A 12487-nucleotide genomic window follows, 5' to 3' on the forward strand; every position below is an offset into this window, starting at 1 on the left:
AATGAAACGGTACCTATTCTTATTCGCTATTTTTTTACAAAGTTTTTTATATGCTCAGGAATCGACAGTTTTAAAAAGCGATTCTCTTCTAGAATGGAGAAAGAAGGCTTCTGAAGAAAGAATAAAGTATAATAAAGAACGATGTCGTGAAGATTCTATTAGAGCTGAATATGATTCAAAAATCCAAAATAAATATTATATCAACATTGCCGCTCCCTACGGTGATCATTTCTTACCTGGCACTGAGCTAAAGGAGATTTTAAAAAAGCATAACATTATTTGGGGCGGGGAATGGATGGGAAGTGATATTGGTGGTTATTCCGGAGGATGCTATTATTCAGGTATGGCTGAATGGACTGAAAAAAAATTCGGTAAAGAATTTGTTGATGACCTTATAAAAGAATCTGTCGCCCAATACGTAAAAAAACATCCGGGCAAGGTTTTTGATGCAGATGAACATACAGAGTGGACATATAAAGGAGTTTACCTTAGCTATATGAATGATAATGATCAGTTGAATAAAGATTTCTTCAGCAGCTTTGTTTATCCTGAAGGTTATCAGGATTATGATCTTTCTAAAAAATATCATTCATATTCTCGCGTTACTCTTCATTTGGATGAAAAAGGGAGGGTTTTAAAGGAAGAATTTAATCATACTATTTATAATGAGCACAACCAGAAATCTATTCCTTATTTTGAAAAAGAAATCAAAAAGTTTATAAAATACACTAAATTTGACCCTGTAAAATACAGAGGCTATCCAGTAAAAAGTAAAACCAGCTTCTTCATCTACTATAAATAATTATACATGAACTTCATCGAAAAATTCTTCTCAAAATATTCTCAGGAAAAACTCATTAAATGGTTTAAACAGATCTGTCTGGCAGAGGCTATTTCATGTGTTTTATTGTATTGTGTTGCGATGATCTGGATTCGATATGATGAAAATTTATATTCTATTATTTTTATCAGCGTGGTTGGTAGTTTGCACGGATTATTTTTTACGCTTTATCTTTTACTCTGCATTCCTGCAAGAAAAATTTACAACTGGGATGATGAAGATTTTGTGTTCGCTTTATTAGCAGCCTTTTTCCCTTTTGCTACGGTATGGGTAGATAAGTCTTTAGCCAAACAGGATCGTGAATAATAAAAAATGAGACATTGCTGCCTCATTTTATTAGTATTACTTTAGATTATTTTTAGGGTATCTTTATAGCAGGAACCTGCTGGGAAGGTAATTTCGGCCCTAATTCCACACATAAGAATTTTTTTGAATATTTATAAACAGATACACTGTTTACAGTAGATGAAGGTACCGGTGTATTGGCAGGACTTACCAATGATATTTCAACAGGTAATGTATAACAACCCGTGAAGCCATTCTGTACAAAATTTTCATACGTAACATTTCCGCCGGCAGATACTATTTTTAATCTGGCATTTACAACCGTACCTGCCATTTTAAATTTCACTTGTCCTGTAAGCACTTCTTTATGAGGATTGCCAGGTACTACAACGTATTTTGTACAACAGACAGGACTGGCAGTAATATTTCCCGAAGACTGAGGCTGAGCCCCTTCTACAACCACTGTAAAACATCCAATTGAACAGATACTTCCTGTATATGGGCATTTTACATTGATACAGATTGTATTGGTGCCTACCTTCAAACTTGAAAAAGAAATCAATCTTACTGAAGGAGTAGATCCATTGGTATGGGTATATGGATTACCCCCTGAGCTAACGATAGCAGGAACTCCATTGATAAGAATAGTAATCTCTGAAGCCCAAATTCCCGTATTGAGTGTATTGTATGGATGTGGAGAAGCTTCAACCCGTAAAAGTTTAGAAGAATTTGCTGCACTATACGGAATTGTCAAAGTTCCTCCCGGATTAATTGACGGACCGCTCACATTCGGAAATTGTATGGATGATGTAGGCGAACTGACGCAACTGCAATTACCGGATGACTGTATCTGGTTGATATTGTCGACAGAAGCGGGTTCATAAGAAACTTTCTTAGAAAGAATACTTAAGATAATCCCTGCATTCATCGAAAACGCATTAAACCTGTTCTTGGTTTCTATAGTCTGATATTTTCCGGACATCATCTGATCAATACTGTAAAAACCTTCACTATTAGGAGAACCACCAGGTATAAACGTTGTACTTGTATTCTTTACATTGGGTCCGGCAATATAACTTCCTTCTACAAAGAAGCCAATTCTTCCCGGGAAATAAGAAAATCTTATTTTGGGAATCACACCAAGACCATCTGTTTTAGAAGTTAATCTTTTGAGCGTCTCAAAACTTCGGGTCTGTCCATTAACACTTGATGTCTGAACCGTAGAAAATTCACTTTCCCTTAAACTGACATAGGCCAGATTAAGAATTGGCGATACTGTAAACTTATTAAAAGAGATATTAGACTGGATTCCAGCTTCACCGATGAAGCCATTTTGCCTGCTTCTGCTTGCTTCTGTTTTGAGAGAAGGTGCTGAAGATTGTCCTGAAATATTATAGACCATCCCTTCAGCCTGAGATTCTTTTTTCATTCCGAAAAGGCCAAGTCCTCCATTCACACCGAATGAAGTATAATTCGTTTCCGTATTGCTCAATGTAACAAGAGGAGCATACAGGTTAATATTGCCGTTGAATGCATTTCCGGTATGGCTGCTTTCACTGTAAGTTTTGCCCGGGAACAAACCTCCCCCACCCAAAGATATCAAAAGGTTTCCGCCCGGATTTTTCCCACCTTTCACAATCACTCCTTTGATGGGCTGTCCCGGCCTTGTTTCCTGTGCTCCAGCATTGATACACAATAAGATCCATAAGAGGATCATGGCTTTTCTCATAAAAGTAAAATTCGTTTTCATATCAATTAGTTTTAGAATTGTTGATCAAAATTCATTAAAAGCAGGACATAAAAAAATCCCTAATTGTAGGGATCGCAAAATGATATGATACTGAATTCCAGATTTACTCTTTTATATTTTTAAAGTACCAGGAAACCGCCTCACCCAAAGACGAAATATGAAGCTTGTTATAGATATGTTTAATATGGGTATTCACCGTGGAATAGCTTATTCCCAGTTGATCTGCGATCATTTTATAGCTCATCCCTTCGGCAAGCAGTTTCAAAACCTCCCGTTCTTTTTGTGTCAAAAGCTTCTGATCGGCTGTCGGCTGAAAATATTCCAGGACTCTTTTTGCAATAGCAGGATTCATGGATGCACCGCCTTCGTAAACTTCTTCAATCGCCTGAAGAATCCGTCTTGGAGTATCGCTTTTCAGGATATAGCCACTTGCCCCACCAGAAATAGATCGGAATATCTTTTCGCTATCATCAAAAGCAGTCTGTATCAAAACATTGATATGCGGGAATTTTGATTTGATTATTTTCAAACCTGCAATTCCATCTACAACCGGCATATTGATGTCCATCAAGACAACATCAGGCTGATAACTTTGCATTTCTACTTCTACATTTTCACAATTGAGTGCTTCACCGATATACTCCATATTTTCGGAAAGCTCAATTAAAATTCTGAGGCTTTGCAGTCGCTCGGGACTATCGTCATAGGCAAATATTCTGATCATGGTAAATACTTAGAGGGGTCAAAGTTAAATTCTTGCTGAGCAGTTATCAATCCCTAAATTTAGGGATAAGGATTTTTATATAAGTTCCTTTTTGAGATTCAAGGTCAAAAGTTCCGTTCATTTCCAGGGTTCTTTTCTTCATATTACCAATCCCGTTTCCTTTTATTTCTGTCGGATTGAATCCTACTCCATTATCTTTTATTTCCATTATATGATTGCTCTCTTCTGTCTTAAGGTTAATAAAAACTTTATCGGCTTTGCTGTACTTTGCAATATTATTGAGGGCTTCTTTTACAATGAGAATTATGTTTTTTTTGATGCTGAAATCCACAATTTCATCATCAATGATTTCATCTATATCGATTTTATAATCTATGTCTGTATTTCCCAGTATTTCACTGGCTATATTTCTGATTCTGGTAGAAAGGGTCATGAGAGAATCGGTATTGGGCTTCAGGCTCCAGACAATATCACTCATATTTTCAGAGAGTTTTCTGGATTGATTTTCTATATTTCTGAGGACTTTCTGGGCATCTTCTATTTTTTGTTTGCCTATAAGTTCTCCGGCCACTACAGAATTGATCTGTAAACTACTCAAGGTGGAACCGATGTCATCATGCAAATCTGCTGTAATTTTATTTCTCTGAGTTTCCAATGCCATTTTTTCTTTGAATTCGTTTTGCTGCCTGATAAACTTCCATCGGCTCACTGCCATGATCAGGCCTCCGAAAATAAAACCTCCGATAATGACCCAAAATAAAAATGTCTGATAGAAAACCTTTGCTACGATTATGGTGATTGGTTTCTTATAAAAAACACTTCCTGTAAATTTATCTGCAATCCCGAATTCAATTTCATATGTCCCCGGTGCAAGACTATTGAGATTAAGCGGAACTTTTTTAGACAAACTTTTCCAGACTTTATCAATATTTTTGATCCGATACATTATTTTTCTCTGTGAACCATATTCTAGATCTTTTATCAATGCCTTTATTGAGATATTATTTTCATTGTATTTAAGATGAAGTTCTTTCAGGGTATTAATTCCTTCTTTAGAAACATAGCGGTTATTATTCACTAGAATTTCATCAAAATAAATCTCAGGACGATAGAAAGAATTAAGCTTTAGTGGAGGTTTAAAATAATTAAGTCCTTTCACTCCTCCAAAATATAAGGTTCCATCTGAAGCTTTGAGAAATGCTCTGTTGTTGAAGTCCCAAAACTGAATACCATCTTCTTTATCATAATTGGTGATCATATGGGTTTTGGTGTCAATACTTGACAACCCTCTCTGATGGCTGCACCAGAGTTTTCCAAAATCATCCAGCAGAAGTCCGTAGATATATGTTCCGGCAAGATGATTATTACTATCAAATATTTTTATTGTTTTAAAATTCTTATCCAAGAGATGAACTCCCTGATTTGTACCTACCCAAAACTGTTTATTTTTTATATCTTCCTGTATATAGAAGCATTGTACATTCGGAAGGATTTTTCCAATGATCTTATATTGGTTCTTTCCTTCAATCTTTGCCAATATCATATCCCGGTTCAGATAGCTTATTGCTATCCTTTTGTTGCTCAAAATATTAATATAAAAACTATTCTGCCCCGGAATACTTTTAATCTTTTCGAATTGATCTTTTGCTTTATTAAAAAAATACAATCCTGTAGAGAATGAAAATAATGACGTTGAATCCGGAAAACTTACCATACTCTGATGTTTTCCCATGATCTCATTATCAAAATTATAACCGGCTTTGAGCTTTAGATCTTTATTAAATATGATAATTTTCGACTGATCTCCGCTCAGATTATTTTCAACCATCCACAATTCCAGAGTATACGGATTTACATAGCTTTTGCTTCTGGAATTGGAATAATAACTGATCCTATCGGAGGCAAATTTTTGAGTGGAGAACGTTTTAGGATTAAAAATAGCCATTGAATTAACAAGGATGGTATGATCCGGAAGTTCTATAATATCTGAAACTCCCCTGTCTCTGAAATACTGAAGGAGAATATCTTTACCAGCCAGAGTATTTTTGAGCATTGCTCCCCGAAAATCCATAATAACTTCTCCTTGCCCGTCATCACAAAACCATAACCTCCCTATTTTATCCAACTGAAGATTATAAATTCTTTCAAAGCCTTTGTGAAAAGCCCCACCGTTCTTAAACTGTTTATCATAAATGAAAAGAGAATTTCCACCCATCAAAGCTACTTTATCTTGATCCACTGCTATGCTTACAATTCTTTTGATAGCTGTCTGCCGATGATCTAAATCTCTGTAATTATTTTTCATGATCAACAATCCGTCATCCACTGTTCCCAGATACAACGCGTCATTTTCTTTGTCATAAGCCGCTGACTGAAAAACTACTGAAGATCCAATCCCTAATTCCCGGCTGGGAAAGCCTATTTTCCCGGAATTCAGGTTGTAGGTTATCAGTTCTTTGGTTCCTACGAAACATATATTGCCCTGTTTATCAAAAAATGGCATTCTAAAATAGAAGACATTACCATCGATATTGTATATATGAACCGATTTCAGAGGTTCTATAGGAATTCTTGTTACCAGACTGATCTCTTTTGTTTCAATATCAAAACTCGCCAGCTGATACATTTCATTAAACAGCCATATTTTACCATCTGCAAATCCAATAGGAATAGCCGTTTTACTATTGGAAATTTTTCCATAGATATCAATTAAGGTAAATTCGTCTAACTGATAGTCATAAATATATAAACCTCTTGTACTACCGATATATAAATGATTGTTGTCTTCTGCAAATCCATATCCCTGCTGGAGTGTGGGGCAGTTTTTGAAAAAATATTTAAGGTTATAAACTTTTACTGATGAGCCGTCATATCTGTTGAGAGCATCATTACAAGTAAGCCATATAAATCCCTTTCGGTCTTCAAACCAAAAATAATTGGAGCCCTGCGAAAGTCCGTCATCCTGTGTTATGGCGGCCACAGAATAATTACCCAGATCTTGATTTTGGGAACTCAGTTTTACACTTCCGAATAATGCCAATATAGCGCAAAGTTTTAACAGAAGTTTCATGATTATCAATTTAAATAAAGTTAATCTTTTTTATGATTCTATAAATTTTCTCCTTTAAGATGTAACATTTAATGTTCTTCAGTTGTCTAATTATACAGAAAGGTCAAACAATTCATTTTTAAATATAAATTTTTAGTAACTGAAAATCAATAACTTAAATTTAATTAAAAATATTTCTCAGTACTTTGTATTGCATGATACTATATTTATTATATATCTTTGTAATGTAAAATAACAAACCATACAAGCTATTAATTAAAAAATAATAATCATGAAAACTCAAATTCTCATTGCAGCACTATTCTTCAGCGGACTGATTTCCGCTCAACAGAAGAAAGATAGTTTGAAAGTAAATGCTATTGAGTCAGTCAATATCAAGAAACAGGTTTTCAAAAAACAAGGAGACCGTCTTGTATATGATGTAGCAGCCTCTCCTATTGCCAAAGGCACCAATACTTTTAATCTTTTGAAGCAAACACCTATGATTTCCAGCATTGATGGGAAAACGCTGAAGATTCTTGGAAAGTCTGATGCCGTTATCTACATCAATAACAAAAAAACAAATATGGATTCTGAGGCATTAATTGAAATGCTTAAGTCTACCCCATCGGAAGATATTCAGAAAATTGAAGTAATTACCGTTCCCGGAAGTGAATTTCAGGTGGAATCTAAGGAAGGGGTGATCAATATTGTGATGAAGAGGAGTAAAAACAATGGTTACAATGGAACTTTGAAAATGCAGAATGAGCAAGCTTATTATAATAATCCATCAGCAGGTGCTTCTTTCAATTTCAGACAGGGAAAATGGTCAGGAAATTCAAATTTCAGAATGGGCAGCTGGACTGAAAGACAAAGATATACTCTGTCTAACGGAGATTCCACTTTTAGAAATGAATCTTATGGATCGAATGACGACCCCAATAAAAACTTCGGCGGCGGATTCAATATTGATTATGAGATCAGCAAGAAACAAAGCTTAGGACTGTCTTATAATATGAGATACAACAAAAGTTTCGATTCTGTTCTGGACATGATGAACTGGCAAAATGGGCAATTATCCAACAGAACGATCAATAATGAAGATGCTCAAACCAGAAATCACTCTTTTAATCTGAACTATGAAATAAAAACCGACTCTATAGGAAGTAAACTAACTTCTAATGTTTCTTATCTATGGTTTAACAGAGACAAAATGAGTTTCAATGAGAGCATTCCTTTGGATGTTCAGCCTTCAAGTGAAGCGTATAAAAAGAGATATTCTGCATTACACCAATCGGTACCTCAAATTATCAATAATTATGCAGCTAATATAGATTATCTGAAAAAGACTACTAAAGGAGCAACGTGGCTAATGGGAGTGAGTTATAATTATACCAATACGGATAATGATACCAGACAAGATAAATTAATTGGTGATGAATTTGTAATGGATACGAAACAGACCAATCATTTCATTTATAAGGAAAACATTTTAGGAATTTACCTCAACTATGAAAGAAAGCTAACCGAAAAGTTATCCGGAAAAATTGGAGCCCGCTATGAAATGACCAGAAGTACAGGAGATATTCTTGGAAAAACAGGGTTTGAAAGAAATTATAATAATCTGCTTCCTTATCTGAATTTAAATTATGCTATCAATTCTGACCATAACCTGAGTTATACCTTCTCCAGCAGAGTCAGAAGACCACGATTCTGGGAGCTTAACCCATCAAGAACATATTTCACTCCTACCAATTATACTCAGAATAATCCGTTTGTATTGGCTGCTAAATTCTATAATCAGGAATTGAATTATATGTATAAATGCGTTCTATGCGAATCTTAGTTATACTATGGTAGAGGATGCCTCTGCTTCTGATCTGCTTCCTTTACAAGGGATCTTAACGGCTCCAAAGAGAGATGAAAATGGTAATATCATATATGATAATGAAGGAAAAATGATCATGGAAAAAACTCGATTTCTAAGATATATAAGAACCAATTATGGAAAAAACAGGGAGTTGAGTTTAACTCTTGGAATGAACAAATCCTGGTTTAAAGATATCTGGACAACAAATTATTCTGTAAACCTTGGGTATAATACTTATACTGGAGGTGTATTTCAAGATCCTACTTCTCAATTAGGCCCCTATGAAACAGAAGATCTGGAGCCTTATATCATTGATGTAAAGAACTACAATATGTCTTTAACTCTCAACAATATCGTTCGACTTTCTTCTAAAAAAGACTGGTTCTTAGGTGTTAATTACTTTTTCTCTAGTAAAGTAGCCATGGAAGGAGGTACAATCGGGGTAAGACAAAGCTTTGATATCAGTCTGAAAAAAATAATAGGCGACTGGACTGTGGTTGCGGAAGTGAATGACCTATTCAATCAAAGTTTTTACAGACTTAACAGCGTACAGCCTAATGGAAGTTACAATAATATCACCAACTTCAATTATCCACGATTACTGAATATTGGAGTAACCTACAACTTCGGAAATCAGAAAATAAAAAAAGCAAGGGAAATGAAATCAGCAAATGATGCTGTAAAATCAAGAACCTAATCTATAAAAACTTCTCTCTTTTAACCACTCTTAAAAAAAACAAACATGAAACGTATACTTTTGTCAATAGTAATCATATTCGGAACCTGCGCATTTGCTCAGGAGAAGAAATCTGATTCGACAAAGACTAAAAATATAGAAGGTGTTACCATCACTAAACAGATTTTCAAAAAACAAAGCGATCGTTTGGTGTATGATGTTGCTTCTTCACCTATAGCGAAAGGAAATACAACTTTTGACCTTCTGAAACAAACGCCATTATTGTCTTCAACGGATGACAAAACATTAAAGATTGCAGGAAAAAATAATGTATTAATCTATATTAACGGAAGAAAATCCAATATGGATGCGGAGTCACTGGCTCAGTTCCTGAAAAACACTCCGGCTGAAAACATTCAGAAAATTGAAGTAATTACTGTTCCGGGAAGTGAATATCAGGTAGAATCTTCTGACGGGATCATTAACATCGTTTTGAAGAAAAAAATGAGTGATGGTCTTAACGGGAATATGAGATTCTCTAATACTCAGGGTAAATACAATGCAAGCCAAGCCAGTTTCTCTGCCAATTACAGAAAAGATAAACTGGGAATAAGTGCCAGCCTCAGCGGCGGTGAAAATATTGAAGCTCAAACTTACACCCTGAAAAACAGCAGTGAGGGAGCTTCCAATGAATCAACCGGTAATATTGATGATCCAAACAAAAATATTGGTGGGTATCTGAATATCGATTATCAATTAAATGATAAGAGCAATTTAGCATTATCCTGGAATACATGGGCCAACAAGAGTTATAACTCAACTGTCAACCTCTTCAATACAATTATCAGTACAAATGAACCAAGCTATACATGGTCTAAAAACAAAGAGGATGCAAGAAGTTATAACAACTCACTCAATTTAAATTATGAATTAAAAACCGATTCTTTAGGCAGTAAACTGAATCTAAATGCAGCGTATCTGAACTATAAAAGGTTTCAATATACCAATAATATGACCTACCACTCTAATATCAACAGAGATGTACTAGGGGAAAGCACACAATTGTTGCAGGATCTACCACAGATCATTAACAATTTCTCAGGTATGGCAGATTATATCCAGAAGTTTAAGAATGACCTGACTATTTCTGTAGGTGGAAATTATAATAAAACCAAAACAGATAACGATACTAAAAATGATTCTTATAATTTCGATACAGCAACTCCTGATGCTAAACCTAATCATTTTATTTATGATGAAAATATTTATGGTCTTTACATCACTGCAGAGAAGAAATTTTCAGATAAATTCTCAGGGAAAGTGGGAACAAGATATGAGATTACCAACAGTCTAGGAACATCCGATAACCCATCTTCAGAAGATCTTAGACGAATTGAAAGAAATTATAACAATTTACTTCCTTACTTAAGCCTGAACTATACCATTAATGATAAAAACAACATCTCTTATTCATTTTCAAGCAGAATGAGAAGACCAAGTTTCTGGGAAATAAATCCGGTAAAGAATAAACTGACGGATAATAATTATACTCAAAACAATCCTTTTGTAAAGGCTTCTTCTACTTATAATCAAGAGTTGATGTATATGTATAAGAATTCATACTTTGTAGTTTTAAATCATTCTTATATTAAAGATGCTATCACTCAGGTGCCTTTACAGGGTTACCCTCTACATCCTGACGGAACAGTAGGTGAAAATCTTGCCTTACGATATATAAGAACCAATTTTGGTGATAAACAGGAAATGTCTGCGATGGTAGGAATTCAAAAATCTTTCTTTAAACAGTACTGGACTACCAACTCCAGCATTGGTTTTCAACATAACAGGAACAATGGAAGCCTTGCCGTGGATCCTACCACAGGAGACCGATTCATAGATAAAGATGGTAAAGATTTCGTCTACGTTAATACGACCAATTCTACCAGCATTTTGATCCAAACCAACAATACGATCCGCCTTGATAAAGCAAAAACATGGTTCCTTGGGGTTAATTTCTTCTACATAGACAAGCAGCAGATAGAGCTGGGTATGCTACGAGGCTTATCAAGTTTAGACCTTAGCATCAAGAAAAACTGGAACGACTGGACTTTTGCCTTGAATGTAAATGATGTTCTAAGAACCAATATTGTAGTCATTGATGATTATCAAGCTAACGGAAACTACAATTATATTCATCAGAATCAATACAAAAGAAACTTAACTGTGAGCCTTACTTACAATTTCGGGAATAAAAAACTGAAAAAGATAAGAGATATTGAAGGGGCTTCCGATTCTATCAAGAGTAGAACAAGATAAAACAAACTTTCTTCACATTTAACCAATTATATTTTTTATTCAAACCTGTTGATTCTTCAGCAGGTTTTTTATCTTTAGTTATATGAAAAAAGGTTTCGTATTTAGCATCAGTTTTATCTTTATGCTTCTTTTGACAGCTTGTAAAAAGAACAAGATCAATCTTACCAACAATATCCGCTTTTATAAAGAGGAAAATATTCATTATGGAAGTAGTACGGATCAGGTTCTGGATCTTTATACACCTGATAAAAAGCCTTCGAAGGAAAAAGAGGCCTTTATCATGATTCATGGTGGTGGCTGGCGTGGCGGTGATAAATCCCAACTCACTTTATTCATGTTTTCTATGATGGAGAAATATCCTGATCATATTTTTATTAACATGAATTACAGACTGGCATCTATTACTCAATATGGCATTCCTAATCAGACCAATGATATTAAAGATGCTATTGCGTTTCTGAAAAACAAACTCAACTATAAACCTAGGCTTATTCTTCTGGGAAACAGTGCTGGCAGTCATTTATCTATGCTTTATTCCTATCATTTTGATGCTGATAAAGACGTAAAAGCAGTGATCAATATCGTAGGTCCTGCTGATCTTTCGGATTCCGGATTTAAAAGCTATGAAGAGTATTCTTTTATAGAAAAACATCTGATTGATCCCAAAATATTACCTGCCGGAGCTTCAACCATCACTTTTGCAAGTCCGGTACATTGGATCAACAAAACTTCTCCTCCTACTCTTTCTTACTATGGAAAAACAGACCGTGTTGTCCCCTTAAGCCAAAATAGAGTTCTGGATTCTGCTTTGAATAAAAATAATATCACCCATGAATCTTATGAGTTCAATGGCGGACATCTTGATTGGAATAGACTACCTAATACTACTTTCCTTATTGATAAAATTGAAATATTCCTGAAACAGCTTGATAAAAAACAGCACGCTTTAAATAATTAAAGCGTGCTGTTTTTTATA

At 34.9% G+C, this 12487-nt stretch carries 9 protein-coding genes; 6 read left to right on the forward strand and 3 right to left on the reverse strand.

Features of this window, described 5'->3' with window-relative positions:
• Position 1 precedes the first annotated feature (1 nt).
• Together QWZ06_RS23820 and QWZ06_RS23825 are read left to right on the forward strand one after the other, a co-directional pair.
• The gene (locus QWZ06_RS23820) at positions 2-802 is read left to right on the forward strand and encodes a hypothetical protein (protein WP_290301624.1); all 801 of its coding nucleotides are present in this window, start codon (positions 2-4) and stop codon (positions 800-802) included.
• Between the two features lie 6 nt (positions 803-808).
• Positions 809-1147 (forward strand): DUF3817 domain-containing protein, encoded by a 339-nt coding sequence (locus tag QWZ06_RS23825; RefSeq protein WP_290301625.1) that lies wholly within the window; start codon positions 809-811, stop codon positions 1145-1147.
• A 52-nt stretch (positions 1148-1199) separates the two neighbouring features.
• Here the strand turns inward: QWZ06_RS23825 and QWZ06_RS23830 are convergent, their stop codons facing one another.
• From QWZ06_RS23830 to QWZ06_RS23840, 3 genes are all read right to left on the reverse strand, one after another.
• A complete protein-coding gene (locus QWZ06_RS23830) occupies positions 1200-2876 on the reverse strand; it encodes a hypothetical protein (protein WP_290301626.1) in 1677 nt (558 codons plus the stop codon).
• 103 nt (positions 2877-2979) lie between these two features.
• Positions 2980-3600: a response regulator gene (locus QWZ06_RS23835; protein WP_290301627.1), complete on the reverse strand. Its 621-nt coding sequence runs from the start codon at positions 3598-3600 to the stop codon at positions 2980-2982.
• A 46-nt stretch (positions 3601-3646) separates the two neighbouring features.
• Entirely contained in the window at positions 3647-6670 is a 3024-nt protein-coding gene (locus tag QWZ06_RS23840; RefSeq protein WP_290301628.1) for a sensor histidine kinase, read from the reverse strand.
• Between the two features lie 271 nt (positions 6671-6941).
• On the opposite strand from QWZ06_RS23840, the gene QWZ06_RS23845 reads away from it, so the two are divergent.
• From QWZ06_RS23845 to QWZ06_RS23860, 4 genes are all read left to right on the forward strand, one after another.
• Entirely contained in the window at positions 6942-8495 is a 1554-nt protein-coding gene (locus tag QWZ06_RS23845) for a TonB-dependent receptor domain-containing protein (RefSeq protein WP_290301629.1), read from the forward strand.
• Between the two features lie 7 nt (positions 8496-8502).
• On the forward strand, positions 8503-9216 hold the full coding sequence (locus QWZ06_RS23850; protein ID WP_290301630.1) for an outer membrane beta-barrel protein: 714 nt from the start codon (positions 8503-8505) through the stop codon (positions 9214-9216).
• 45 nt (positions 9217-9261) lie between these two features.
• Complete coding sequence (locus QWZ06_RS23855) at positions 9262-11511, forward strand: TonB-dependent receptor domain-containing protein (RefSeq protein ID WP_290301631.1); 2250 nt, start codon at positions 9262-9264, stop codon at positions 11509-11511.
• A gap of 82 nt (positions 11512-11593) precedes the next feature.
• Complete coding sequence (locus QWZ06_RS23860) at positions 11594-12469, forward strand: alpha/beta hydrolase (protein WP_290301632.1); 876 nt, start codon at positions 11594-11596, stop codon at positions 12467-12469.
• Positions 12470-12487: the final 18 nt, after the last annotated feature.

Source organism: Chryseobacterium tructae, assembly GCF_030409875.1.
Taxonomy (GTDB): domain Bacteria; phylum Bacteroidota; class Bacteroidia; order Flavobacteriales; family Weeksellaceae; genus Chryseobacterium; species Chryseobacterium tructae.

Bases quoted from the DNA above. Each gene is read 5' to 3' on its own strand.
- QWZ06_RS23855 (WP_290301631.1), top strand. From the start codon at position 9,262: ATGAAACGTATACTTTTGTCAATAGTAATCATATTCGGAACCTGCGCA.
- QWZ06_RS23830 (WP_290301626.1), bottom strand. From the start codon at position 2,876: ATGAAAACGAATTTTACTTTTATGAGAAAAGCCATGATCCTCTTATGG.
- QWZ06_RS23850 (WP_290301630.1), top strand. From the start codon at position 8,503: ATGGTAGAGGATGCCTCTGCTTCTGATCTGCTTCCTTTACAAGGGATC.
- QWZ06_RS23835 (WP_290301627.1), bottom strand. From the start codon at position 3,600: ATGATCAGAATATTTGCCTATGACGATAGTCCCGAGCGACTGCAAAGC.
- QWZ06_RS23860 (WP_290301632.1), top strand. From the start codon at position 11,594: ATGAAAAAAGGTTTCGTATTTAGCATCAGTTTTATCTTTATGCTTCTT.
- QWZ06_RS23845 (WP_290301629.1), top strand. From the start codon at position 6,942: ATGAAAACTCAAATTCTCATTGCAGCACTATTCTTCAGCGGACTGATT.
- QWZ06_RS23820 (WP_290301624.1), top strand. From the start codon at position 2: ATGAAACGGTACCTATTCTTATTCGCTATTTTTTTACAAAGTTTTTTA.
- QWZ06_RS23840 (WP_290301628.1), bottom strand. From the start codon at position 6,670: ATGAAACTTCTGTTAAAACTTTGCGCTATATTGGCATTATTCGGAAGT.
- QWZ06_RS23825 (WP_290301625.1), top strand. From the start codon at position 809: ATGAACTTCATCGAAAAATTCTTCTCAAAATATTCTCAGGAAAAACTC.